This window comes from Enterobacter sp. B79-1 (genome assembly GCF_057444735.1).
In genome coordinates this window covers 40767-66311 of record NZ_JBYAZJ010000011.1, presented here as the reverse complement: position 1 = coordinate 66311, position 25545 = coordinate 40767, and the positions used below count along the sequence as shown (strand labels likewise).

General features: G+C 55.4%; 24 protein-coding genes and 1 pseudogene. 19 read left to right on the top strand and 6 right to left on the bottom strand.

The genetic code is table 11. The features are described 5' to 3' along the window. The first annotated feature begins 65 nt into the window (after nucleotides 1-65). From lexA to AC2T6E_RS21650, 4 genes and pseudogenes are all read left to right on the top strand, one after another. Nucleotides 66-674: a transcriptional repressor LexA gene (lexA, locus tag AC2T6E_RS21665; protein ID WP_089598610.1), complete on the top strand. Its 609-nt coding sequence runs from the start codon at nucleotides 66-68 to the stop codon at nucleotides 672-674. Nucleotides 675-736: 62 nt separating this feature from the next. Continuing rightward, a complete protein-coding gene (gene dinF, locus AC2T6E_RS21660) occupies nucleotides 737-2074 on the top strand; it encodes an MATE family efflux transporter DinF (RefSeq protein WP_486693214.1) in 1338 nt (445 codons plus the stop codon). Continuing rightward, nucleotides 2071-2145, top strand: a pseudogene (locus AC2T6E_RS21655) (hypothetical protein); the annotation flags it as partial. The gene dinF and the pseudogene AC2T6E_RS21655, both read left to right, overlap by 4 nt. 49 nt (nucleotides 2146-2194) lie before the next feature. Then, complete coding sequence (locus AC2T6E_RS21650; RefSeq protein ID WP_211449571.1) at nucleotides 2195-2404, top strand: CsbD family protein; 210 nt, start codon at nucleotides 2195-2197, stop codon at nucleotides 2402-2404. Between the two features lie 47 nt (nucleotides 2405-2451). Here the strand turns inward: AC2T6E_RS21650 and zur are convergent, their stop codons facing one another. Continuing rightward, on the bottom strand, nucleotides 2452-2964 hold the full coding sequence (gene zur, locus AC2T6E_RS21645; protein ID WP_089598612.1) for a zinc uptake transcriptional repressor Zur: 513 nt from the start codon (nucleotides 2962-2964) through the stop codon (nucleotides 2452-2454). A 114-nt stretch (nucleotides 2965-3078) separates the two neighbouring features. Here zur and AC2T6E_RS21640 point away from each other — a divergent pair, with 114 nt between their 5' ends. The 4 genes from AC2T6E_RS21640 to pspG all read left to right on the top strand — a co-directional run bounded on the left by AC2T6E_RS21640 (nucleotide 3079) and on the right by pspG (nucleotide 6444). Next, nucleotides 3079-3567 carry a cupin domain-containing protein gene (locus AC2T6E_RS21640; protein WP_427354062.1) on the top strand — a complete coding sequence of 163 codons (489 nt, stop codon included), beginning with the start codon at nucleotides 3079-3081 and terminating at the stop codon, nucleotides 3565-3567. A 173-nt stretch (nucleotides 3568-3740) separates the two neighbouring features. Continuing rightward, nucleotides 3741-4988 (top strand): conjugal transfer protein TraF, encoded by a 1248-nt coding sequence (locus tag AC2T6E_RS21635; RefSeq protein ID WP_211449500.1) that lies wholly within the window; start codon nucleotides 3741-3743, stop codon nucleotides 4986-4988. 82 nt (nucleotides 4989-5070) lie between these two features. Continuing rightward, entirely contained in the window at nucleotides 5071-6066 is a 996-nt protein-coding gene (gene dusA, locus AC2T6E_RS21630) for a tRNA dihydrouridine(20/20a) synthase DusA (RefSeq protein ID WP_108418094.1), read from the top strand. Nucleotides 6067-6201: 135 nt separating this feature from the next. Then, nucleotides 6202-6444: an envelope stress response protein PspG gene (pspG, locus tag AC2T6E_RS21625; protein ID WP_109492555.1), complete on the top strand. Its 243-nt coding sequence runs from the start codon at nucleotides 6202-6204 to the stop codon at nucleotides 6442-6444. A gap of 184 nt (nucleotides 6445-6628) precedes the next feature. Here the strand turns inward: pspG and AC2T6E_RS21620 are convergent, their stop codons facing one another. Further along, on the bottom strand, nucleotides 6629-7612 hold the full coding sequence (locus tag AC2T6E_RS21620) for an NADPH:quinone reductase (RefSeq protein WP_486693210.1): 984 nt from the start codon (nucleotides 7610-7612) through the stop codon (nucleotides 6629-6631). Nucleotides 7613-7678: 66 nt separating this feature from the next. Between AC2T6E_RS21620 and dnaB the strand changes: the two genes are divergently transcribed. The 5 genes from dnaB to AC2T6E_RS21595 all read left to right on the top strand — a co-directional run bounded on the left by dnaB (nucleotide 7679) and on the right by AC2T6E_RS21595 (nucleotide 12984). Further along, on the top strand, nucleotides 7679-9091 hold the full coding sequence (gene dnaB / locus AC2T6E_RS21615; protein WP_042718383.1) for a replicative DNA helicase: 1413 nt from the start codon (nucleotides 7679-7681) through the stop codon (nucleotides 9089-9091). A 9-nt stretch (nucleotides 9092-9100) separates the two neighbouring features. Further along, nucleotides 9101-10180 carry an alanine racemase gene (alr, locus tag AC2T6E_RS21610; protein WP_108418091.1) on the top strand — a complete coding sequence of 360 codons (1080 nt, stop codon included), beginning with the start codon at nucleotides 9101-9103 and terminating at the stop codon, nucleotides 10178-10180. Between the two features lie 119 nt (nucleotides 10181-10299). Next, nucleotides 10300-11493, top strand: coding sequence for an aromatic amino acid transaminase (tyrB, locus tag AC2T6E_RS21605; protein ID WP_108418090.1), 1194 nt, complete (start codon nucleotides 10300-10302; stop codon nucleotides 11491-11493). A gap of 307 nt (nucleotides 11494-11800) precedes the next feature. Further along, a complete protein-coding gene (gene aphA, locus AC2T6E_RS21600) occupies nucleotides 11801-12514 on the top strand; it encodes an acid phosphatase AphA (RefSeq protein ID WP_174340400.1) in 714 nt (237 codons plus the stop codon). Nucleotides 12515-12630: 116 nt separating this feature from the next. Next, entirely contained in the window at nucleotides 12631-12984 is a 354-nt protein-coding gene (locus AC2T6E_RS21595; RefSeq protein WP_023310053.1) for an MmcQ/YjbR family DNA-binding protein, read from the top strand. A gap of 3 nt (nucleotides 12985-12987) precedes the next feature. Here AC2T6E_RS21595 and uvrA read toward each other — a convergent pair whose 3' ends face one another. Continuing rightward, nucleotides 12988-15810, bottom strand: coding sequence for an excinuclease ABC subunit UvrA (gene uvrA / locus AC2T6E_RS21590; RefSeq protein ID WP_108418088.1), 2823 nt, complete (start codon nucleotides 15808-15810; stop codon nucleotides 12988-12990). A gap of 250 nt (nucleotides 15811-16060) precedes the next feature. Here uvrA and ssb1 point away from each other — a divergent pair, with 250 nt between their 5' ends. Next, a complete protein-coding gene (ssb1, locus tag AC2T6E_RS21585; RefSeq protein WP_023310055.1) occupies nucleotides 16061-16591 on the top strand; it encodes a single-stranded DNA-binding protein SSB1 in 531 nt (176 codons plus the stop codon). Between the two features lie 60 nt (nucleotides 16592-16651). Here ssb1 and AC2T6E_RS21580 read toward each other — a convergent pair whose 3' ends face one another. Further along, nucleotides 16652-16933 carry a YjcB family protein gene (locus AC2T6E_RS21580; RefSeq protein WP_003860282.1) on the bottom strand — a complete coding sequence of 94 codons (282 nt, stop codon included), beginning with the start codon at nucleotides 16931-16933 and terminating at the stop codon, nucleotides 16652-16654. Between the two features lie 648 nt (nucleotides 16934-17581). On the opposite strand from AC2T6E_RS21580, the gene AC2T6E_RS21575 reads away from it, so the two are divergent. Further along, nucleotides 17582-19147, top strand: a complete 1566-nt coding sequence (locus AC2T6E_RS21575; protein WP_100167220.1) for an EAL domain-containing protein — start codon at nucleotides 17582-17584, stop codon at nucleotides 19145-19147. 6 nt (nucleotides 19148-19153) lie between these two features. Here the strand turns inward: AC2T6E_RS21575 and soxS are convergent, their stop codons facing one another. Then, a complete protein-coding gene (soxS, locus tag AC2T6E_RS21570; protein ID WP_013095071.1) occupies nucleotides 19154-19480 on the bottom strand; it encodes a superoxide response transcriptional regulator SoxS in 327 nt (108 codons plus the stop codon). Between the two features lie 98 nt (nucleotides 19481-19578). Here soxS and soxR point away from each other — a divergent pair, with 98 nt between their 5' ends. The 4 genes from soxR to AC2T6E_RS21550 all read left to right on the top strand — a co-directional run bounded on the left by soxR (nucleotide 19579) and on the right by AC2T6E_RS21550 (nucleotide 24523). Continuing rightward, nucleotides 19579-20037, top strand: a complete 459-nt coding sequence (gene soxR, locus AC2T6E_RS21565; protein ID WP_089598624.1) for a redox-sensitive transcriptional activator SoxR — start codon at nucleotides 19579-19581, stop codon at nucleotides 20035-20037. A gap of 367 nt (nucleotides 20038-20404) precedes the next feature. Then, a complete protein-coding gene (locus tag AC2T6E_RS21560) occupies nucleotides 20405-21076 on the top strand; it encodes a glutathione S-transferase family protein (RefSeq protein WP_109492559.1) in 672 nt (223 codons plus the stop codon). 298 nt (nucleotides 21077-21374) lie between these two features. Beyond that, on the top strand, nucleotides 21375-22724 hold the full coding sequence (gene ghxP / locus AC2T6E_RS21555) for a guanine/hypoxanthine transporter GhxP (RefSeq protein WP_042719170.1): 1350 nt from the start codon (nucleotides 21375-21377) through the stop codon (nucleotides 22722-22724). Between the two features lie 152 nt (nucleotides 22725-22876). After that, a complete protein-coding gene (locus AC2T6E_RS21550; protein ID WP_042719168.1) occupies nucleotides 22877-24523 on the top strand; it encodes a Na+/H+ antiporter in 1647 nt (548 codons plus the stop codon). A gap of 75 nt (nucleotides 24524-24598) precedes the next feature. Here the strand turns inward: AC2T6E_RS21550 and AC2T6E_RS21545 are convergent, their stop codons facing one another. Further along, nucleotides 24599-25486, bottom strand: coding sequence for a LysR family transcriptional regulator (locus AC2T6E_RS21545; RefSeq protein ID WP_063624408.1), 888 nt, complete (start codon nucleotides 25484-25486; stop codon nucleotides 24599-24601). Nucleotides 25487-25545: the final 59 nt, after the last annotated feature.

Genomic DNA, 25545 nt, shown 5'->3' with positions numbered 1-25545 from the left:
GGTTCCAAAATCGCCTTTGACTGTATATACTCACAGCATAACTGTATATACACCCAGGGGGCGGAATGAAAGCGTTAACGACCAGGCAGCAAGAGGTGTTTGATCTCATCCGGGATCATATCGGCCAGACGGGTATGCCACCCACGCGTGCGGAAATCGCTCAGCGTCTGGGCTTCCGTTCTCCAAATGCGGCCGAGGAACACCTGAAAGCGCTGGCGCGCAAAGGTGTGATTGAAATTGTGTCTGGCGCGTCTCGCGGCATTCGTCTGCTGGTGGAAGAAGAGACAGGTATTCCGCTGATTGGTCGCGTCGCCGCAGGTGAACCTCTGTTGGCCCAGCAGCATATTGAAGGTCACTATCAGGTCGATCCTGGTATGTTCAAACCGAGTGCAGATTTCCTGCTGCGCGTCAGCGGGATGTCCATGAAAGATATCGGCATTCTTGACGGCGATCTGCTGGCCGTTCACAAAACGCAGGATGTACGTAACGGTCAGGTTGTGGTCGCGCGTATTGATGATGAAGTGACCGTCAAACGACTGAAAAAACAGGGCAACACCGTACAGCTGCTGCCCGAAAATAACGAATTCTCCCCGATTGTGGTGGATCTGCGCGAACAGAACTTCTCCATTGAAGGTCTGGCCGTTGGTGTTATCCGCAACGGTGAATGGCTGTAACGTCTTCCTGACAGGCTACGGGTCTCCGTAGCCTGGATCATTTTCCATTCCCGGTATTTTTCATGTCACTGCTGACAGCTTCTGATAAGGCATTGTGGCGTCTTGCACTGCCGATGATTTTTTCCAATATCACCGTTCCCCTGCTTGGCCTGGTGGACACCGCGGTGATTGGTCATCTGGATTCTCCCGTTTATCTGGGCGGCGTGGCGATTGGCGCAACGGCGACCAGTTTTCTCTTTATGCTCCTGCTCTTCTTACGCATGAGTACCACGGGCCTGACGGCACAAGCCTATGGCGCGAAAGAGCCGCTGCGACTGGCGCGGGCGCTGGTTCAGCCACTCATTCTGGCGCTTGGGGCAGGCGCGTTAATCGTGCTGTTTCGCACGCCGCTGATTGATTTGGCGCTGCACATTGTGGGCGGCAGCGAGGCGGTGCTGGAGCAGGCGCGTCGCTTTCTTGAAATCCGCTGGCTCAGCGCGCCCGCATCGCTGGCAAACCTGGTTCTGCTGGGCTGGCTGCTGGGCGTGCAGTACGCTCGTGCGCCGGTCATCCTGCTGGTGGTGGGAAACCTTTTGAACATCGTGCTCGACCTCTGGCTGGTGATGGGCCTGCACATGAACGTACGGGGCGCGGCACTGGCAACCGCAGTCGCAGAATACGGCACGTTTATCATCGGCCTGTGGATGGTCTGGCGCGTACTGGCCATGCGTGGAATCTCCCTCGTCATGCTGAAAACCGCGTGGCGCGGCAACATCCGCAAGCTGCTGGCGCTGAACCGGGACATCATGCTTCGCTCGCTCCTGCTGCAGCTCTGTTTTGGTGCGTTAACGGTTTTTGGTGCCCGTCTTGGGCCTGAGATCGTTGCGGTAAATGCGGTGCTGATGACATTGCTGACGTTTACCGCGTATGCGCTGGACGGCTTTGCATACGCCGTGGAGGCGCACTCCGGGCAGGCATACGGTGCGCGTGAAAGTGGCCAGCTCCGCGAGGTGTGGCGGGCGGCTTGCCGTCAATCAGGTCTGGTCGCGCTGGCGTTCGCACTGATTTATGCCTGTTTCGGCAGCGACATTATCGCGTTACTCACGTCGTTACCGGCTTTACGCGAACTGGCGGGCCACTATCTCATCTGGCAGGTGATCTTGCCGGTGGTGGGCGTCTGGTGTTATCTGCTGGACGGCATGTTTATTGGCGCAACGCGCGGCGCGGAGATGCGTAACAGCATGGCGGTCGCGGCTGCAGGTTTTGGCCTCACGCTGCTGACCTTACCGTATTTGGGCAACCATGGTTTATGGCTGGCACTGGCGGTTTTCCTGTCGCTGCGCGGATTGTCGCTGGCGTTCATCTGGCACCGCCACTGGCAAAACAATACCTGGCTCCCTTCCCGTCACGATATATCGTGACGGTTAAAGATTCCGAATATGAAATCAACCGCCGAATCCTTAACTACAATTATTATCACGTCCAGCAGAAAAGAACGTAACGGACGTTACGACCCAACGCTTAACTAAGAGGACACGATGATGAATAAAGACGAAATCGGCGGCAACTGGAAGCAGTTTAAAGGTAAAGCGAAAGAACAGTGGGGTAAGCTGACGGATGACGATATGACCGTCATTGAAGGTAAACGCGATCAGCTTGTCGGTAAAATTCAGGAACGTTACGGCTACGCGAAAGACCAGGCGGAAACCGAAGTCAAAGACTGGGAAACCCGTAATGACTACCGCTGGTAACACTGAATAACCCACAGGGCGGCTCTAAGCCGCCTTTTCTTTTGCCGTTAACGCGGCTTTTTCTTCACGAGAATGGAGTGATCGTGTTGGCATTCATCCTGATGGCGACAGGATTCCACCTCCACACACGCCGAGCACAGCCCGTGCGCTTCAATCACGTTATGACGCAGGGCGAAGCCCATTTTAGCCGCCAGCGTATGCATAATATCTTCCACGCCTTCCGCACACTCTTCCTTCACCGCGCCGCAGCGGTCGCAGATAAACATGGCTGAGGTATGGGTTGGCTGATCGAATAGATGGCATAGTACATAGCTGTTGGTGGATTCAACTTTGTGCACAAACCCTTGTTCCAGCAGGAAATCCAGCGCACGATAAACCGTAGGCGGTTTTGCCTGCGGCTCGCTTGCACGCAGCAGATCCAGCAGGTCGTATGCGCTGATGGCACCCTGTTGCAGGCTCATCAGGCGCAATACCTCGAGGCGCTGCGGAGTCAGGCGCACATTGCGTTGCGCACACAGCTTTTCGGCCTGCGCTAACAGCTCTTTTGTGGACTTATCCATTTAGCACCTCGGATGTATAGGATGGAAAACCCTCACTTTATCATGTTCTGGTAAAAACACCGAGATCCACCAGGCTGTGCTATACCTGACGCATCGCAATTCGGGGAATTAACCATGAAAAGACCTGACTGTATTAAGCACTGGCGAGATGTGGAAGGTGCTGACGATTCGACCTATCCCGACAGTAACGAACTTTTTTCCATCGGCGCGCCCCTTGCTCGCAGGCTGGGCTTAGGCCGCATCGGTATTCATCATGAGCGTTTGCCGCCAGGGCGTCGTACGTCTTATCCGCATGCGGAAAGCGACGAAGAAGAGTTTATTTATGTGCTTGAAGGGCATCCGGAAGCCTGGATAAACGGCTACCTGTGGAAGCTTGATCCAGGAGACAGCGTGGGGTTCCCCGCCGGGACGGGCGTTTGCCATACCTTTATTAACAATACCGACGAAGAGGTGCGGTTGCTGGTTGTCGGCGAGGCCAACAAAAAGCAAAACCGTATCTACTATCCGCTGAACCCGGTTTATGCCGCGACGCGTGAGGACCGCTGGGTAGATCATCCTCCTCAATTTTTTGGGCCGCACAACGGAAAACCCGAGCGGAAATAATTTTCCTCTTCTATAAATATTGAGGGCCGTCACAAATTACAACAGGCCGTAAGGGAATTTTACTTAGGGAAAGAAATAGCGGGTCTTTTACTTCTTATTCACAGCAATAGTTCGTTCCTGTTTGGGTGATAACAGACAGGGGTTATTTCATAACAGACTATAACGGGCATACTGTGAAAAAATATTTTAAATTTTCGGTGGTTAGCATTGCTGTCTCCTTTTTTATGGCAAATCAGGCGGGAGCAGCCAATACCTGGACAGAAGCGCGCAGCGATGCGATGGGGGGAACGGGCGTTGCGGCAGGGACCTACGGCAGCGGTACATTAATCAACCCGGCATTACTGGCCAAAGCGAAACCTGACGATGGTATCACGGTGATCCTGCCATCCATCGGCGCGCAGATTTCAGACAAAGATAACCTGCGGGATAAAATCGATGACATCAGCGACGATGTAAGCCGCTATCGCAGCACGCTGGACAACATCAACCTCATCGATCTCTTAAATCCGCTTAGCCCTGCCTCTCAGCAGGTCTCTTCCGCTGCGGGCGATCTTGCCGATCAGCTGGATTCCCTGAAAGGGAAAACCGCCAGCGGTAAAGCGGGTGGGGGGATCGCCGTCAGTATTCCTAATGACGTGCTCTCCGTTGCCTTTGTGGCCAAAGCGAATGCGCGTGCACGTGTGAGCTCTTACATCGATCAGGGCGATATCGACATATTGCGCGGTGTTGAGGCTGTTCCCGCGACCGCGCTCACGGTTAACCCCAATAATCTAAAATCAAAAGGCTTTGGCCGCGCGGCAATCGTTTCGGACTATGGCGTGACGGTCGCGCGTCAGTTTGATATCAGCGGTGTGCCGGTTTCATTGGGTATCACGCCGAAGCTGCAAAAGACCTGGCTCTATAACTACACCGTCTCGATTTATAACTTCGACAGTGGTGATATCAACAGCAGCCGTTACCGTAATGATGATACTGGCTTTAACGTCGATGCTGGTCTTGCGGCGGACTTCGGGGAAAACTGGACGGTCGGCCTGACCGGACAAAACCTTTTCTCGCGTGATATCGACACCAAAGAGGTGGACGGGGTGCGTGATACCTATCAAATTAGCCCTGTTGTCACGGCGGGTGCGGCATGGCATACCGATCTTCTGACCCTGACGGCTGATGGCGATCTGACCGAAACCAAGGGCTTTAAAAGCGAAGATACCTCGCAATATGTTGGCGTCGGTGCCGAGGTGACGCCGCTCAGTTGGCTCGCCGTGCGTGCCGGTTATCGGGCAGATATGAAAGGTAACGACAGCAATGTCTTTACCGGCGGTGTTGGCTTTGCGCCATTTAACACCGTCCACGTTGACCTGATGGGCCTGTACGGCGAGGACGAAACCTGGGGCGCAGGAGCACAGTTAAGCATGACGTTTTAACGTGAACCGGAGGCGCTGCGCCTCCGGCTTTTCTTTGTGCTATAGTAGCGCCCCTTTTCCACCAGATGCTTAAAACTTCGCCATGTCGTCAGAACTACAGACTGCTTTCCCCGCACACCGTTTCTCCATTGCGCCGATGCTCGACTGGACGGACAGACACTGCCGTTACTTCCTGCGTCAGCTCTCCCGCCATACGCTGCTGTATACCGAAATGGTGACCACCGGGGCAATTATTCACGGCAAGGGCGACTATCTGGCCTATAGCGAAGAAGAGCATCCGGTTGCGCTGCAGCTGGGCGGCAGCGATCCGGCCGCGCTGGCGCAGTGTGCGAAGCTGGCCGAAGAGCGCGGCTATGACGAAATAAACCTGAACGTGGGTTGCCCGTCCGATCGCGTGCAGAACGGCATGTTTGGCGCGTGCCTGATGGGCAATGCGCAGCTGGTGGCGGACTGCATCAAAGCCATGCGTGACGTCGTCTCTATCCCGGTGACGGTCAAAACCCGTATCGGCATTGATGACCAGGACAGCTACGAATTTCTGTGCGATTTCATCAATACCGTTGCCGGAAAGGGCGAGTGCGAGATGTTCATCATCCACGCGCGTAAAGCCTGGCTTTCCGGCCTCAGCCCGAAAGAGAATCGCGAAATCCCGCCGCTGGACTACCCGCGCGTATACCAGCTGAAGCGCGATTTCCCGCACCTGACGATGTCGATTAACGGCGGCATTAAGTCTCTGGAAGAAGCGAAAACGCATCTGGCGCATATGGATGGCGTGATGGTCGGGCGTGAGGCGTATCAGAACCCCGGTATCCTGGCGACGGTCGATCGTGAGATCTTTGGTGTTAAAGATGCAGATACCGATCCGGTGGCGGTCGTGCGTGCCATGTATCCGTATATTGAGCGTGAGCTGAGCAACGGCACCTACCTTGGCCATATCACCCGCCATATGCTTGGCCTGTTCCAGGGGATTCCGGGCGCGCGCCAGTGGCGTCGTTACCTGAGCGAGAACGCGCACAAAGCCGGAGCCGATATTGAAGTGCTCGAGCATGCGCTGCGCCTGGTGGCAGATAAGCGATAAATTTCACTAAAAGATCGTCAAATTCACCACGCCCCGCCCAACGTTGCGGGGCGTTTTGCTTTCAGAACAATACGTTACGTTTGGCATGATTCTTGTAATGCTTTCTGCATCATTCGGGGCTCGTGGGAGAACACCATGCTGGAACTACTTTTTGTGATTGGCTTTTTTGTGATGCTGATGGTCACGGGCATTTCGCTGCTCGGCATTCTCGCGGCGATCGTTGTGGCGACGGTGGTGATGTTTATCGGTGGGTTATTTGCGTTGACGCTCAAACTGTTACCGTGGTTGCTGCTGGCTGTCGCGGTGGTATGGGTGATACGGGCGATTAAATCGCCAAAAGTGCCCAGTTATCAGCGCAATAACCGCTTTCGTTACTAAGGTATTGAGGGGTTCGTCACATACTTGTAACTTTTCCGGCAGCATGCCTTAGAACAGAATAGGATTTACTTATCGAATCTGTCACTATGACTGCCGCTAAAGAATTCATCGAGCTGTACCCTACATACAGCCGAACTAAAAAAAGAAAGGGCTTCCCACGGGAAGCCCAATTTCTTTTTAGGGCCTAGGGGATCAGCAGGCTTGAGCCCTGCGTCGCCCGGCTTTCCAGCACCTCATGCGCGCGCTGCGCATCGGTCAGTGCGTATTTCTGCGCATCCGCCACGTCCACTTTGATCACACCGCTGGCGATCAGCGAGAACAGTTCGTTGCTGGCTTCCTCCAGTTCTTCCCGGTTGGTGATGTATCCTTGCAGGGAAGGGCGGGTCACATACAGAGAACCCTTCTGATTCAGAATGCCCAGGTTAACGCCGGTTACCGCGCCTGACGCATTCCCGAAGCTCACCATCAGACCACGGCGCTGCAGGCAGTCCAGCGAGGCTTCCCAGGTATCTTTCCCCACCGAGTCATACACGACCCGCACTTTTTGACCGTGCGTGATCTCTTTTAGCCGTTCAGCAATGCTCTCTTCACGGTAGTTGATGACCTGCCATGCACCGGCCTGCAGCGCACGCTGTGCTTTCTGCGCGCTGCCGACGGTACCGATAAGCTTCGCGCCCAGCGCCTTCGCCCACTGGCAGGCGATCAGCCCTACGCCACCCGCAGCGGCATGGAACAGGAACTGCTCGTCGGGTTTGATTTCATAGGTTTTGCGCAGCAGGTAAAAGACGGTCAGTCCTTTCAGGAATGAGGCGGCAGCCTGTTCAAAAGAGATGGCATTAGGCAGAAGGGCGGCTTTGTCCGCCGGGACGTTATGAACGGAACTGTAAGCCCCCAGGGCAGACTGCGCATACACCACGCGGTCGCCCTCTTTGATATGTTTAACGGCGCTGCCAACTTTGATGACCACGCCAGCCGCCTCCGTTCCCAGCCCGCTTGGCATCGACGGAGGTGGGTAGAGACCGCCGCGAATGTAGGTGTCGATGTAGTTAATGCCAATCGCTTTGTTTTCAACCTGAATTTCATTTTCGCCAGGTGCGGCGGGGGTAAACTCCACCGATTTAAGCACCTCTGGTCCACCGTGTTTCTGGAATTCAATGCGCGTTGCCATGCTCCCTCCGTAAGAAAAATATGGTAATCTTTCGACCCACTCTTTATCTCGGTAACTCCATTCACTATGGCAGGAAACAAACCCTTCAACAAACAGACTGAACCCCGCGAACGTGATTTCCAGGTCGCCGGGTTAAAAGTCCCGCCGCACTCGATTGAAGCGGAACAGTCGGTGTTGGGCGGTTTAATGCTGGATAACGAACGCTGGGACGACGTCGCCGAGCGCGTCGTGGCGGAAGATTTCTACACCCGTCCGCATCGCCATATTTTTACCGAAATGGCGCGCCTGCAGGAGTCAGGTAGCCCGATCGACCTGATCACGCTCGCGGAATCGCTTGAGCGACTGGGGCAGCTTGATAGCTGTGGCGGGTTCGCCTATCTGGCAGAACTGTCAAAAAATACGCCAAGTGCCGCGAACATTAGCGCTTACGCCGACATCGTGCGTGAACGTGCCGTTGTGCGCGAAATGATCTCGGTAGCGAACGAAATCGCCGAAGCCGGTTTTGACCCGCAGGGCCGCTCCAGCGAAGATCTGCTCGACCTTGCCGAATCCCGCGTCTTTAAAATTGCCGAAAGCCGTGCAAATAAAGACGAAGGCCCAAAAAACATTGCCGATGTGCTCGACGCTACCGTTGCGCGTATCGAACAGCTGTTCCAGCAACCGCACGATGGCGTAACCGGCGTAAACACCGGCTATGACGATCTCAATAAGAAAACCGCCGGTTTGCAGCCGTCGGATTTGATTATCGTCGCCGCGCGTCCGTCGATGGGTAAAACCACTTTTGCAATGAACCTCGTTGAAAATGCGGCGATGTTGCAGGATAAGCCGGTGCTGATCTTCAGTCTTGAAATGCCCTCCGAACAGATCATGATGCGTTCCCTGGCGTCGCTGTCGCGCGTGGATCAGACCCGCATTCGTACCGGTCAGCTCGACGATGAGGACTGGGCGCGTATTTCCGGCACCATGGGCATTCTGCTGGAAAAACGGAACATCTATATCGATGATTCCTCCGGCCTGACGCCGACGGAAGTGCGCTCCCGCGCCCGTCGTATCGCCCGTGAACACGGCGGCATCGGCCTTATCATGATCGACTACCTTCAGCTGATGCGCGTCCCGTCGCTCTCCGACAACCGTACGCTGGAAATTGCAGAGATTTCCCGCTCGCTCAAGGCGTTAGCCAAAGAGCTGCACGTGCCGGTGGTGGCGCTGTCGCAGCTTAACCGCTCGCTGGAACAACGTGCCGACAAGCGCCCGGTCAACTCCGACCTGCGTGAATCCGGCTCCATCGAGCAGGATGCCGACTTAATTATGTTCATCTACCGTGATGAGGTTTATCACGAGAACAGCGACCTGAAAGGGATTGCTGAAATTATTATTGGTAAGCAACGTAACGGCCCCATCGGTACGGTACGTCTGACCTTTAACGGACAATGGTCGCGCTTTGATAACTATGCGGGACCGCAGTACGACGACGAATAAGGATTTTACATGCAAGCGGCAACTGTAGTGATTAACCGCCGCGCTCTGCGACACAACCTGCAACGTCTGCGCGAACTGGCACCCGCCAGCAAGCTCGTTGCAGTCGTGAAAGCGAACGCTTACGGACACGGTCTTCTCGAGACCGCGCGAACGCTTCCCGATGCCGACGCCTTTGGCGTCGCCCGTCTTGAAGAAGCTCTCCGCCTGCGCGCGGGCGGCATTACCCAACCGATTCTGCTCCTCGAAGGCTTTTTTGAAGCATCGGACCTGCCAACCATTGCCGACCAGCATCTGCACACGGCGGTACACAATGAAGAACAGCTTGCGGCACTCGAAACCGCCGAGCTGAGCGAGCCGGTGACCGTGTGGATGAAGCTCGACACGGGCATGCACCGTCTGGGCGTGCGCCCGGAAAACGCAGAGGCGTTTTATCATCGCCTGTGTCAGTGCAAAAACGTGCGCCAGCCGGTGAATATCGTCAGCCATTTTGCTCGCGCCGATGAACCAGAATGTGGTGCGACAGAGAAGCAGCTCGATATCTTCAACACCTTCTGCGAAGGCAAACCGGGGATGCGTTCCATTGCGGCATCCGGCGGCATTCTGCTGTGGCCGCAGTCGCACTTCGACTGGGCTCGCCCGGGCATTATCCTTTACGGTGTGTCGCCGCTGGAGGGCAAACCCTGGGGGCCAGATTTCGGTTTCCAGCCGGTGATGTCCCTTGTCTCTAACCTGATCGCCGTGCGCGAGCATAAAGCCGGTGAGCCGGTGGGTTACGGCGGCACATGGACCAGTGAACGCGATACGCGCCTGGGCGTAGTGGCGATGGGGTATGGTGACGGTTATCCGCGTGCCGCACCGACGGGTACGCCGGTTCTGGTCAATGGTCGTGAAGTGAAAATTGTCGGTCGCGTGGCGATGGACATGATCTGTGTTGACCTCGGACCGGAAGCGCAGGACAAAGCAGGCGATGCAGTGGTGATGTGGGGGGACGGTTTGCCCGTTGAACGCATTGCTGAATTAACGAAAGTGAGTGCTTACGAACTTATCACGCGCCTGACGTCAAGGGTAGCGATGAAGTACATTGATTGAACCGCCAGTGGAGTGAGGGATTTAACCTCACTCCAACTTTATTAACATCCTCTCGACCTTCTCCCACTTCCGGTTTATTGTTGAAATTCCTGCCTCATCGATTTCCGGAGAACCATCGCGTGTTTCAGACAGTTGACGCCTATGCCGGCGACCCTATTCTCTCCTTAATGGAGCGTTTCAAAGAAGATCCTCGCAGCGACAAAGTGAACCTCAGTATTGGTCTGTATTACAACGAGGATGGCATCATTCCTCAGTTGAAGGCCGTTGCTGAAGCGGAAGCGCGTCTGAACGCTGTTCCGCACGGTGCCTCTCTTTATCTGCCGATGGAAGGGCTAAATGCCTACCGCAATACCATCGCGCCGCTGCTGTTTGGTGCCGATCACGCGGTGCTCGCGCAAAAACGCGTGGCGACCATCCAGACGCTGGGCGGCTCGGGTGCGCTGAAGGTGGGGGCCGACTTCCTGAAAAAATATTTCCCGGATTCAGGCGTATGGGTCAGTGACCCGACGTGGGAAAACCACGTCGCGATCTTCGAGGGCGCAGGCTTCAAGGTTGAAACCTATCCATGGTTCGACAGCGAAACCAATGGCGTGCGCGTTGAAGCGCTGCTGGAAAAACTGAACATGCTGCCTGAGCGCAGTATTGTGCTGCTGCATCCGTGCTGCCATAACCCGACCGGGGCGGATCTCACCCATGCCCAGTGGGATGCGGTCATTGAGGTACTGAAAGCCCGCAACCTGATCCCGTTCCTCGACATTGCCTATCAGGGCTTTGGTGCGGGCATGGAAGACGATGCTTACGCCATCCGCGCCGTGGCCAGCGCCGGGCTGCCAGCGCTGGTCAGCAACTCCTTCTCCAAAATCTTCTCCCTTTACGGCGAGCGCGTGGGCGGTCTGTCCGTGGTGTGTGAAGACGCCGAAGCGGCGGGTCGCGTGCTGGGTCAGCTCAAAGCAACGGTGCGCCGCATCTACTCCAGCCCGCCAAACTTTGGTGCGCAGGTGGTGGCGACGGTTCTCAGTGACGAAAAGCTGAAAGCGTCCTGGCTTGCTGAAGTGGAAGCAATGCGTAAGCGCATTCTGTCGATGCGTCAGGAGCTGGTTAACGTCCTGAAAGAGGCCGTGCCTGGGCATAACTTCGACTACCTGCTCAAGCAGCGCGGAATGTTCAGCTACACCGGACTGAGCGCGGCGCAGGTCGATCGCCTGCGCGAAGAGTTCGGCGTCTACCTGATCGCCAGCGGTCGTATGTGCGTGGCGGGTCTGAATGCCAGCAACGTCCAGCGCGTAGCGCAGGCGTTTGCCGCTGTAATGTAAGTGCTCACTTACCACCCCTCTCCCTGTGGGCGAGGGGTGGAGCAGGCCGCCGTGCAGCCTAATCGCCCGGTGGCGCTTTGCTTACCGGGCCTACGGGCTGGGTGTTCCCCCTCTCCCCGTGGGAGAGGGTTGGGGTGAGGGCATCAGGCTGCTCAGGTCGATGTCTCGCTTTGTGATCGTCTTCTTTTTATTCAGCCTCATAAGCAAAAACTCCTTCCCTTCACTTCCCGCTGGGGTTATGGTCGGATAGTTTTTTGACCATCCGCTCAAATTAAAACGATAACAAACTGAATATTCAGGGGAAAATATGCGCAAGATCACACTGGCGCTCAGCGCCGCCTGCTTATTGTTCTCGCTTAATAGCGCCGTCGTCGCGCGTGCTTCTGCACCGACGCCACTTTACACCGGTACCACCGCCGCCATTCTTGCCGAGCAGGCACCCATTCACTGGGTCTCTGTGGCACAAATCGAAAACAGTCTGGTAGGCCGTCCGCCGATGGCCGTTGGCTTCGACATTGACGATACCGTTCTCTTCTCGAGTCCGGGCTTCTGGCGAGGCAAAAAAACCTGGTCGCCAGACAGCGAAGCGTATCTGAAGAACCCGGAGTTCTGGGAAAAAATGAACAACGGCTGGGACGAATTCAGCATCCCGAAAGAGGTGGCTCGCTCGCTGATCGCCATGCACGTTAAGCGCGGCGACAGCATTTACTTTGTCACCGGACGGAGCCAGACCAAAACGGAAACCGTTTCAAAGACGCTCCAGGATGATTTCATGATCCCGGCTGCCAGCATGAACCCGGTCATTTTTGCGGGTGATAAAGAAGGGCAAAACACCAAAACCCAGTGGCTGGAACAGAAAAATATCAAAGTGTTTTATGGTGATTCTGATAACGACATCACCGCCGCGCACGATGCAGGAGCCAGAGGGATCAGGGTATTACGCGCCTCTAACTCGACCTATCGACCGCTGCCGATGGCCGGGAAATTTGGCGAAGAGGTGATTGTTAATTCCGAATACTGAGTTATGCTGGTTTTTTGAACAAATCAGGCCTGCCGGGTTTACCTTTTGTCGTCTTGCTACACACTTAAAGAGGCAGATACTCAATTCGCGTTTAACCCATTCACAGGGGAGCAAAGATGACAATTTCGGAGATACTTCAGTACTGCATGAGCAAGCCGGGCGCGGAGCAAAGCGTCCACAGCGACTGGAAAGCCACGCAGATTAAGGTGGGTGATGTGCTGTTTGCGATGGTGAAAGAGGTGGAAGGCCGTCCGGCGGCGTCGCTGAAAACCAGCCCGGAGCTGGCCGATTTATTGCGTCAGCAGCACGATGACGTGAGGCCGAGCAAGCATCTGAATAAAGCGCACTGGAGCACGGTGTATCTCGACGGTTCCATTCCCGGGTCGCAAATTTACTATCTGGTGGACGCGTCCTATCAGCAGGCGGTTGAGCTGCTGCCGGAAACGACCCGACAGCAACTCTCCGTGTGACGATTACAGCAACGGTTTAAGGAAGCGTGCGGTGTGCGAGGCTTCGCACTCTGCAACGGTCTCTGGCGTGCCGGAGACGAGAATTTCACCGCCGCCGCTGCCGCCTTCCGGGCCGAGATCGACAATCCAGTCCGCGGTTTTAATCACGTCCAGGTTGTGCTCAATCACCACGATAGTGTTGCCCTGATCGCGCAACTGATGCAGCACCTCGAGCAGCTGCTGGATGTCGGCAAAGTGCAGACCGGTCGTCGGCTCATCAAGAATGTACAGCGTCTGACCGGTGCCGCGTTTTGACAGCTCACGCGCCAACTTCACGCGCTGCGCTTCACCACCGGAAAGCGTTGTCGCCGACTGTCCCAGACGAATGTAGGTCAGGCCTACGTCCATCAGCGTTTGCAGCTTACGCGCCAGCGCAGGGACGGCGTCAAAGAACTCGCGCGCCTCTTCGATGGTCATGTCCAGCACTTCGTGAATGGTCTTGCCTTTGTACTTAATCTCCAGCGTTTCGCGGTTATAGCGTTTGCCTTTGCACTGGTCGCACGGCACGTAGATATCCGGCAGGAAGTGCATCTCAACCTTGATCACGCCATCGCCCTGGCACGCTTCACAGCGACCGCCGCGCACGTTAAAGCTGAAACGTCCTGGCGTATACCCGCGCGAACGTGATTCCGGTACGCCCGCGAAGAGTTCACGTACGGGCGTAAAGACGCCGGTATAGGTCGCCGGGTTAGAGCGCGGGGTACGGCCAATCGGGCTCTGGTCGATGTCGATAACCTTATCGAAATGCTCCAGACCCTGAATGTCGCGGTACGGCGCAGGCTCGGCCAGCGTCGCGCCGTTCAGCGCCGTCTGCGCAATCGGGAACAGCGTATCGTTGATCAGCGTCGATTTACCGGAACCGGACACGCCGGTGATACAGGTAAACAGGCCAACCGGCAGCGTCAGGGTGACGTCTTTCAGGTTGTTACCGCGCGCGCCGGTCAGCTTCAGCACTTTTTCCGGATCTGCCGCTACGCGCTGTTTCGGCACTTCAATTTTGCGCTTGCCGCTCATGAACTGGCCAGTCAGCGACTCGGGCACCGCCATAATGTCTTTCAGCGTCCCTTCTGCAACGACCTGGCCGCCGTGCACGCCAGCGCCTGGGCCGATGTCGATGACGTGATCAGCCGCGCGGATCGCATCTTCGTCGTGCTCGACCACGATGACCGTGTTGCCGAGGTTGCGCAGGTGAACCAGCGTGCCGAGCAGACGCTCGTTGTCGCGCTGGTGAAGGCCGATGGACGGCTCATCCAGCACGTACATCACGCCTACCAGACCGGCGCCAATCTGGCTAGCCAGACGGATACGCTGGGCTTCCCCGCCGGAGAGCGTTTCTGCCGAGCGGGAAAGCGTCAGGTAGTTCAGGCCGACGTTCACGAGGAACTTCAGGCGATCGCCAATCTCTTTCAGCACTTTTTCGGCAATTTTCGCACGCTGGCCGGAGAGCTTCAGGTTATTGAAGAAGTCCATCGCGTGGCCGATGCTCATGTCTGAGATGGTCGGCAGCGCGGTGTTTTCCACAAACACGTGGCGCGCTTCGCGGCGCAGACGCGTGCCCTCACAGGTGGCGCAGGAGCGGTTGCTGATGAACTTCGCCAGCTCTTCACGTACCGCGCTGGATTCGGTCTCTTTGTAGCGGCGCTCCATATTGTGCAGCACCCCTTCGAACGGGTGGCGACGCACGGAGGTATCGCCGCGATCGTTCATGTACTTGAACTCGATGTTCTCTTTACCGGAACCGAACAGGATCACTTTGTGCACGTTCGGGCTCAGGCTCGCCCACGGCGCTTCAACGTCGAACTTGTAGTGCTCTGCCAGCGATTTCAGCATCTGGAAATAGTAGAAGTTACGCTTGTCCCAGCCGCGAATGGCACCGCCCGCCAGCGACAGCTCCGGGTTTTGGATCACGCGGTCCGGGTCGAAATATTGTTGAACGCCCAGACCGTCACACGTCGGGCAGGCACCGGCCGGGTTGTTGAAGGAGAACAGACGCGGTTCCAGCTCGCGCATGCTGTAGCCGCAAATCGGGCAGGCAAAGTTGGCGGAGAAGAGCAGCTCTTCCGCTTTCGGGTCGTCCATGTCGGAGACCACGGCTGTGCCGCCAGAGAGTTCCAGCGCCGTTTCAAAGGACTCCGCGAGACGCGTGGCGAGATCGTCACGCACCTTAAAGCGATCAATGACCACTTCGATGGTGTGCTTCTTCTGCAGCTCAAGCTTTGGCGGATCGGACAGGTCACACACCTCGCCGTCGATACGGGCGCGGATATAGCCCTGGCTTGCCAGGTTTTCCAGCGTTTTGGTGTGCTCGCCCTTACGCTCTTTAATGATCGGTGCCAGCAGCATCAGGCGTTTGCCTTCCGGCTGCGACAGCACGTTATCCACCATCTGGCTCACGGTCTGGGCCGCCAGCGGGACGTCGTGGTCCGGGCAGCGCGGCTCGCCTACGCGGGCATACAGCAGACGCAGGTAGTCGTGAATTTCGGTAATGGTACCGACCGTAGAACGCGGGTTGTGCGAGGTGGACTTCTGCTCAATAGAGATAGCAGGGGACAACCCTTCAATATGGTCGACATCCGGTTTTTCCATCAGCGACAGGAACTGACGCGCGTACGCGGAGAGTGATTCAACGTAACGACGCTGTCCTTCGGCATACAAAGTGTCGAAAGCCAGTGAGGATTTGCCAGACCCCGAAAGCCCGGTCACGACGATGAGTTTGTCGCGAGGGATTATGAGGTTGATATTCTTGAGATTGTGGGTGCGGGCGCCCCGAACTTCGATCTTATCCATTCACCTTTCCCGGTTGGAACACGGATTGCCTGATTTGTTTGAAGGACAAACGGCTGTCAGAAACGGCTAATTATGACACAATTTAACCTGTTTGAATATACAGTATTGGAATGCATTTTCTGATTGGCTGTGTAACAATGTCGAGTTGCGAGAGAACTCTGGAACGTGCTACGCAACTATCAAAGTGCAGCATGGAAATGGTACACTCGCGCGTTTACACTATTAAGAAACGTATTCAGGAGACACGAACATGGCCAGCAGAGGCGTAAACAAGGTGATTCTCGTCGGTAATCTGGGCCAGGACCCGGAAGTACGCTACATGCCGAGTGGTGGCGCAGTTGCCAACATTACGCTGGCTACTTCCGAATCCTGGCGTGATAAAGCGACCGGTGAGATGAAAGAGCAGACCGAATGGCACCGCGTTGTGCTGTTTGGCAAACTGGCCGAAGTGGCCGGTGAGTATCTGCGTAAAGGTTCTCAGGTCTATATCGAAGGCCAGCTGCGTACCCGCAAATGGACCGATCAGTCCGGCGCTGAGAAGTACACCACGGAAGTCGTGGTGAACGTGGGCGGCACCATGCAGATGCTGGGTGGCCGTCAGGGCGGTGGCGCACCGGCAGGTGGCGGACAGAGCCAGCAGCAGGGCGGTTGGGGTCAGCCTCAGCAGCCGCAGGGCGGCAACCAGTTCAGCGGCGGCGCGCAGTCTCGTCCGCAGCAGCAGTCTGCTCCGGCCCCGTCTAACGAACCGCCAATGGATTTCGACGACGACATTCCGTTCTGATCAACGGATGCGAAAACAAAAAACCCAGACATCGTCTGGGTTTTTTTATTGATGAAGGGATCAGGTAATCACCATCGGCCAGTCTGGCGGCGTGTGGCTCATGGCTTCCACCATCACCACTTTTATATTTTCCCAAACGGCAGCGATATCCACCAGGGTAATGCCAAGCAGGCCCGTTGCAAACCAGCAGGCTGCGCCCAGCCCCAGCAGGGTGCTGATCACCGCAAGGCCGGCGTAGTCAGATTTACGAAACTGAATGTTCAGCGTGCTGGCTAAAAACATCAAAACCGCACTTAACAATGGCCAGCGAAGGAGAACCATGCTGGTGGTAATGGTCGCCATAAACCCATCCTCGACAAAACAGACGAACTGAAATGAAACAATGTTTCTCGTTACACAAGATGTGTGAACTATATCACATTTGCTGTTTTATTCGCCAGTCTCACGACGTGGAAAAATGGGCGATTTATCACCATGGAGAATATATCTCTGTCAGCGAGGCTGACGCCTCAACGCAACGCCTGCCTGGGCAAGTGCGGCGAGCGCGTAGCTCGGGCAAGAGACATGTCTGGTCAGCCATTTTACTGGCGAAGTGAAGCGTTATTTTTACGCCCGTCATAAAAATATGCTGGTTGCGTTTGATTATTAATAAATCAAACGACAAAGCAGAGGGGAACAATTATCACGAAATTTCATGTTCATCTTGTTCTTTTTTCATGCGGCCAGAATTTTGGTTTAATCAACGATCCGCTGTTGTGCTATCTAAAACCACCCGCCTGTACTGGATAATTATTTTCCTTAATTGAAACGGAACGAATACTTTCAGTTTAGCTTACGGGAAAATATTATCGTCATAAGCAATTTTAAGATTTTTAATACTAAAAGTCGGTTGCTAACTTCGCATGATTCATGCAACGTAATCATCTGTTTATCAAAGCATCCGGCCTTCATTACTACAGGCGTACAACATGCAGGGATATAGGGCGGGAAATGAATCGTAGCGCGCGGCGCAAGATGCTCAGGGTGGTAGGGATCATCATGGTAGTTATGCTACCGGTGATGCTTGCGCTATGGTTTGCCCAGCTCAGAGCCGTGTCGGAAACAAGCGCCCAACTACGCACATTTGCTGGACTTGCGTTAGACAAAACAGAACTTGTCATTCAACAGGTTGATTTAGCACGCGATGGCGCTGAACAATATCAGGGTAAACTGTGTACACCTGAGCACCGGCAATATATGTTGAATGTGGTTCGTGGTCGTCTTTTCGTCGCCGATTTAATTTATGCACAAGGCCAACGTTTTCTTTGTTCAACCGTTTTTACCCCCGACCAGCCCTATCTGATTTCTGTCGCCAATTACAAACGTAAACCCGACATTGCCATCTATTATTATCGCGATACGCCATTTTTTACTGGCTATAAAATGACATACATGCAGCGCGGAAATTATGTTGTGGTGGTCAATCCGCTTTCTTACAGTGAAGTGATGTCAGCCGATCATTCTCTGTCGTGGGGGGTATACGACACGGTAACTAATGCATTCTTTTCCGTCAGCCAGCAGGCCAATATTACATTATTGAATGCGCTAATCCGGGATAAGGAATCGACATTTCAAAAAGATGACCGTTTTTATACCATCGTTAAATCCGATAAACGTCCTATCGCAGCCATCGTTTCCACATCGAATACACGCTTTTATGAAACGCTTTATCATCAGGCCACACTGACGCTGCCGCTGGGGATGATCTGCAGCATTATTATTCTGCTGGTGTGGTCACGCACCCACCGTGAACTCAACTCCCCAGGCCGTTTGCTGCATCGTGCGCTGAATAAGCGCCAGCTTTGCGTCCATTATCAGCCAATTATTGATATTAAAAATAATCGGTGCGTGGGGGCAGAAGCGTTACTGCGCTGGCCTGGCTTTAACGGACAGGTGATGAGTCCGGTGGAATTTATCCCGCTGGCGGAAAAAGAGGGCATGAGCGAACGTATTACGGATTACGTCGTCGAAGAGGTGTTCAGCGATCTGGGGCATTTCCTGGCGACGCATCCCGATCTCTATATTTCCATTAATCTGTCGGCGACTGATTTCCACTCTTCGCGCCTGATTGCGATGATCTCAGACAAGGCCAGACACTATGCGGTGCGCGCGCAGCAGATAAAGATTGAAGTGACGGAACGCGGGTTTATCGATGTTCCTAAAACCACACCCGTTATTCAGGCTTTCCGTCAGGCGGGCTATGAAGTGGCCATCGATGATTTCGGGACCGGTTACTCCAACCTGCATAACCTTTATTCGCTGAACGTCGATATCCTGAAAATCGATAAATCCTTTATCGATACCTTAACCACCAACAGCACCAGCCACCTGATTGCCGAGCACATCATCGAGATGGCGCAAAGTTTGCGTCTTAAAACGATTGCGGAAGGTGTGGAAACGGCAGAGCAGGTCAGCTGGCTGTTGAAGCGTGGCGTGCAGTATTGTCAGGGATGGCACTTCGCGAAAGCGATGCCGCCCCAGGAATTTATGGCCTGGCAGCAGCAACCTTTGCACTGATACACATTAATTCAACTGGTGGCGGTAATCGCTCGGCGTGCGGTCAAATTCACGGCGAAACACGCGGGAAAAGGTTTGTTGCGAGACATAACCCAGATCCATCGCGATATCAAAAATAGGCCGCTGCGTCGAACGTAGCGCCTGCGCTGCCAGCAGCAGTCTGCGCTGGCGAATGTACTCACCCAGCGTCTGATGCATGACGGTGCGGAACATTCTCTGTAAATACCATTTCGAATAGCCCGATTTTTTAGCGACCACATCAATGTTCAACGGTTGGTCGATATGTTCATCAATCCATTCAATAAGCGTCTGAATAATTTGCTGATGCGACATAAGGTTGCCCCTCTGTAGATACATCTATCCTGGTGGATTCGTCGTTTTCTCTGCGGGGGAGTATAATTCCTCAAGTTAACTTGAGGTAAAGAGGTTTTATGGAAAAGAGATTGCCGCGAATTAAAGCGCTCTTAACCCCCGGTGAAGTGGCAAAGCGCAGCGGCGTTGCGGTGTCGGCGCTCCACTTCTATGAAAGCAAAGGGTTAATTAAGAGTATCCGTAATGCCGGAAACCAGCGGCGTTACACCCGCGACGTGCTCCGCTATGTGGCGATTATCAAAATTGCGCAACGAATCGGAATCCCCCTGGCCACCATCGGCGATGCGTTCGGCGTGCTGCCGGAAGGACACACGCTTAGCCCGAAAGAGTGGAAAGAGCTGTCGTCCCAGTGGCGTGAAGAGCTGGACCGACGCATTCACACACTGGTCGTGCTGCGTGACGAACTGGATGGCTGTATTGGCTGTGGGTGTTTATCTCGCAGCGACTGCCCGTTGCGTAACCCCGGCGACAGGCTGGGCGAGCAGGGAACGGGCGCGCGGTTGCTGGAGGAGGATTGAGTATGTGCGGCCGGTTTGCCGGGTGGCGGCTGCGCCTTACCCGGCCTACAAAACCGAGAACGTAGGCCGGGTAAGCGAAGCGTCACCCGGCAAAAAGCATAATAAAGAACTAAAGCGCCACAAAGGGCGCTTTAGTTTTTCCCGGTCTTTGTCTTTCTCTCTATCCCGCTGGTTCACGGGAGGGTTTCCCCCGACATCAGCACCCCTCATGTCGAGCAAGTTGGGGAGGTTCCGGTTTGTGCTGACACTTTAATTCTATGCAAGACCCCGATTTTCGCCAGCGTGGAGGGTTTCTTTTTAGCCAAAATTTTTTCGCGATGTTGTTCGATTTTCTATAGTTAGAAAGTATGAATTACAGGAGACAATCATGCTCACGGTACATCACCTTAACCAGTCACGCTCGCACCGCGTGATCTGGGCGCTGGAAGAACTTGCCCTGCCTTATGAGATTGTTCATTACCAGCGTGAAAAAACCATGCTGGCGCCTGAGTCTCTCAAAAAAGTGCATCCGCTGGGCAAATCACCGGTCATTGAAGACAACGGGCTGATCCTTGCCGAGTCCGGTGCCATTCTGGAATATCTCCAGGAAACCTACGACGCAGAATCGCACCTTAAACCGCGGGATCCTGCTCACAAGGTGCAATATCGTTTCTGGCTGCACTACGCAGAAGGTTCGCTTATGCCATTGCTGTTAATGAAGCTGGTTTTTAACAGCCTGGGCAAACCCCCCGTGCCGTTTGGGATGCGCACGCTGGGGAAAGCGCTGGGGCAGGGAGTACAAAAAGCTTACCTCAACCGCCAGCTGGAAACCCATGCGCGTTATATCGAATCGCACCTTTCAGAGAACAGTTGGTTTGCCGGTGACACGCTCAGCATGGCCGATATTCAGATGAGTTTCCCGATCTTTGCCCTGCTGGCGCGCGGTGGCGTCGACAACCTCCCGCATACCCATGCCTGGAAGAAAAAGGTCGAAAATCGTCCCGGCTGGCAAAAAACACTGGAACAGGGCGGGCCGCTCACTATCCCTGGCGAAGGGTGAAATGTAACTAAATTGCGCATAGACGATAACGTTTGCGCATCGTCTGTTTATTTCTTCATCGTCATAAGGGAATTTTAGCGAAAAACGAGAAAGTTCAGTTGAAAAGGGCGGGGATTAGGCTAGATAATCGTTTGCCTTAATTTGACCACCCGTTTCGTAAGCGCGGAGCTAAACGTTTGCTTTTTTTGTGACGCCCCTTTTGTCGCAAACGCAAGATATGGATTTGACGTTATAGCTGGCAGTGGCGTCTCCACCACGCTTATGGACGTTCTATAAAAACTCTCAGGGGATGTTTTCTATGTCTACGCCATCTGCGCGTACCGGCGGTTCGCTTGACGCCATCTTTAAAATTTCTGCTCGCGGCAGCACCGTGCGCCAGGAAGTCGTTGCGGGTCTGACGACGTTTCTGGCGATGGTGTACTCCGTCATCGTTGTACCGGGCATGTTGGGCAAAGCGGGCTTCCCGCCTGCGGCTGTCTTTGTTGCCACCTGTCTCGTGGCCGGTGTTGGCTCTATCGTGATGGGCCTGTGGGCGAACCTGCCGCTGGCAATCGGCTGTGCCATCTCTCTGACCGCGTTTACCGCGTTCAGCCTGGTGCTGGGTCAGCACATCAGCGTGCCCGTTGCGCTCGGTGCCGTGTTCCTGATGGGCGTGCTGTTTACCGTGATTTCCGCAACCGGCATCCGTAGCTGGATTTTGCGCAACCTGCCGCAGGGCGTGGCGCACGGTACGGGTATCGGTATCGGCCTGTTCCTGCTGCTGATCGCCGCGAACGGCGTGGGCCTGGTGATCAAGAACCCGCTGGACGGCCTGCCGGTGGCGCTGGGTCACTTCGCCAGCTTCCCGGTGATCATGTCCCTGATTGGTCTGGCGGTGATTATCGGTCTGGAAAAACTGAAAGTGCCGGGCGGCATTCTGCTGACCATTATCGGCGTTTCTATTGTTGGCCTGATCTTCGACCCGACCGTGCACTTCTCCGGTATCTTCGCCATGCCGTCCCTGAGCGATGACAAAGGCAACTCCCTGATTGGCAGCCTGGATATTGTCGGCGCGCTGAACCCGGTGATCCTGCCAAGCGTGCTGGCGCTGGTGATGACCGCCGTGTTTGACGCGACCGGTACCATCCGCGCGGTGGCCGGTCAGGCAAACCTGCTGGATAAAGACGGTCAGATTATCGACGGTGGCAAAGCGCTGACGACCGACTCCCTGAGCAGCGTTTTCTCTGGTCTGGTGGGCGCGGCGCCTGCGGCGGTGTACATCGAGTCCGCAGCGGGTACGGCAGCAGGCGGTAAAACCGGTCTGACGGCAATCACCGTCGGCGTGCTGTTCCTGCTGATCCTGTTCCTCTCTCCGCTCTCTTATCTGGTCCCGGCTTATGCGACCGCACCTGCGCTGATGTACGTCGGCCTGCTGATGCTGAGCAACGTGGCGAAAATCGATTTTGCGGACTTCGTGGACGCGATGTCCGGCCTGATCACCGCGGTCTTTATCGTGCTGACCTGCAACATCGTGACCGGCATTATGATCGGTTTCGCTTCGCTGGTGATTGGTCGTCTGGTCTCGGGTGAATGGCGCAAGCTGAACATCGGCACCGTCGTTATCGCTATCGCACTGGTGGCGTTCTACGCGGGCGGCTGGGCAATCTAAGTTGTCCATTGATGCGAAAACGGGTGGCTCAGGCCGCCCGTTTTTATTTTCAGGACTCATCCCGTTGCCTTTTGCGTTACTCTGGAGAAGATAGAATAAAAGGCACGACGCCTTAGGTTTGGCTTATAAGCAACACAGCAAACAGGGAACGCATGGAAATCTTCTTCACAATACTCATCATGACCCTTGTGGTCTCGCTATCCGGGGTGGTTACACGCGTACTGCCCTTTCAAATTCCCCTGCCATTAATGCAAATTGCCATCGGTGCGCTGCTGGCGTGGCCGACGTTTGGCCTGCACGTTGAGTTCGATCCGGAACTGTTCCTCGTGCTGTTTATCCCGCCGCTGCTGTTTGCCGATGGCTGGAAAACCCCCACGCGCGAATTCCTCGAACACGGGCGAGAGATCTTCGGTCTGGCGCTGGCGCTGGTGGTCGTTACCGTGGTCGGGATTGGTTTCCTGATCTACTGGATGGTGCCGGGCATTCCGTTAATCCCTGCCTTTGCGCTGGCCGCCGTGCTGTCGCCAACCGATGCCGTGGCGCTTTCCGGCATTGTGGGCGAAGGCCGTATTCCGAAGAAAATCATGGGCATTTTGCAGGGCGAGGCGCTGATGAACGACGCCTCCGGCCTGGTGGCCCTGAAGTTTGCCGTGGCGGTAGCCATGGGCACCATGGTCTTTACCGTTGGCGGTGCGACCCTGGAGTTCTTTAAGGTGGCGATTGGCGGCATTCTGGCTGGTTTCGTGGTGAGCTGGCTGTACGGTCGCTCCTTGCGCTTCCTCAGCCGCTGGGGCGGTGATGAACCTGCAACGCAAATCGTTCTGCTGTTCCTGCTGCCGTTTGCTTCCTACCTGATTGCTGAACACATCGGCGTGTCGGGCATTCTGGCGGCAGTGGCGGCAGGGATGACCATCACCCGCTCCGGCGTGATGCGCCGCGCGCCGCTGGCGATGCGCCTGCGCGCCAACAGCACCTGGGCGATGCTCGAATTCGTGTTTAACGGCATGGTATTTCTGCTGTTGGGCCTGCAGTTGCCCGGCATTCTGGAGACCTCGCTGGTGGCGGCTGAGGCCGATCCGAATGTTGAAACCTGGCTGCTGTTCACCGATATCGTGCTGATCTACATGGCGCTGATGCTGGTGCGTTTTGGCTGGCTGTGGACGATGAAGAAGTTCAGCGTGCGCTTCCTGACCAAAAAGCCGATGGAGTTCGGTTCATGGTCAACGCGTGAGCTGCTGATTGCCTCGTTTGCGGGCGTGCGCGGGGCGATCACCCTTGCTGGTGTGCTCTCTATTCCACTGCTGTTACCGACGGGAGATGTTTTCCCGGCACGTTACGAGCTGGTATTCCTGGCGGCAGGCGTCATTCTGTTCTCACTGTTTGTCGGCGTGATTATGCTGCCGATTTTACTCCAGCATATTGATGTCGGCGATTCGACCCAGCAGCATAAAGAAGAACGTATTGCGCGGGCGGCTACCGCTGAAGTGGCAATTGTCGCCATCCAGAAAATGGAAGAACGCCTGGCCGCGGATGCGGAAGAGAACATCGATAATCAGCTGCTGACGGAAGTGAGTTCCCGCGTGATTGGTAACCTGCGTCGTCGGGCCGACGGGCGTAACGACGTGGAAAGCTCGCTGCAGGAGGAGAACCTGGAGCGCCGGTTCCGCCTGGCGGCGCTGCGCTCAGAGCGTGCCGAGCTTTATCACCTGCGCGCCACGCGGCAGATCAGCAACGAAACGCTGCAAAAGCTGCTGCACGATCTGGACCTGCTGGAAGCGCTGTTGATAGAGAATCAGTAGCGCTGTTTTTGCCCGGTGGCGCTGCGCTTACCGGGCCTACGTGCTCGATCGGTTCCCTCTCCCTGTGGGAGAGGGTTAGGGTGAGGGCACCCAAAACCCCTCACAACACTGCAGCCACGCCTGCGCGCTGTGAGACAAATACACCCCTTCACGCCAGATCATCCCTAGCTGCCAGTGCAGGTCGCTCTCCAGCGGGATCCAGCGTAGCGTGTTTTTATCCAGCCGCTCGCAGATAGGCTGCGGCAGAATGGCAATCCCCACGCCTGCCTGTACCATCGCCGCCAGGAAATCCCACTGGCCGCTGCGCACCGCAATGCGGGGCTTGACGTTGTGTTGAGTAAACAGCGCCATCAGCTGGCGGCTGAGGGCGAAATCTTCGTTGTAAATCAGCAGAGGGTGCTCGCCGAGCAACTCGGGCTTTACCGAGTCTATCTTCAGCCATTCACCGGATCGTGGCACCAGCACGCACAGCGGGTGGCTAAAGAGCGGCAGCGTCGCCAGTCCGCTCTCCTCCTCAACGGGAAGGGCGGTCATCGCCACGTCCAAATCGCCGTTGGTGACCGCCTGCTGAACGGTTAAGCCGCCAAATTCTGAAATTTTCAGCTCAACGCCGGGATAACGCTGGCGGAACAGGCTAATCGGCCCGGCCATCATCATCCCCACCATCGGTGGAATGCCGAGGCGCAGCACCCCTTTCGTCAGGTGGTTGATGTCGCCCAGCTCCGCCTCCAGCTGGCGGAACTCAGCCAGAATTGCCAGCCCGCGCTCGAATACCACGCGTCCGGTGTCGGTCAGCAACAGCTTGCGCCCGTCGCGGATCAGCAGAGTACAGTTCAGCTCGTCTTCGAGGTTTTTCAGCATCTTGCTGATGGTAGGCTGGGTAACGAACAACTTCTCCGCTGCGCGGGTAAAACTTTGCTGGCGAACCACTTCGACAAAATAGCGCAGCGTTCTTATGTCCATGATTATTCCTCGAAACTATACCTTCGATGATTTTAATTCATTTCAGTCCACACCGTGCG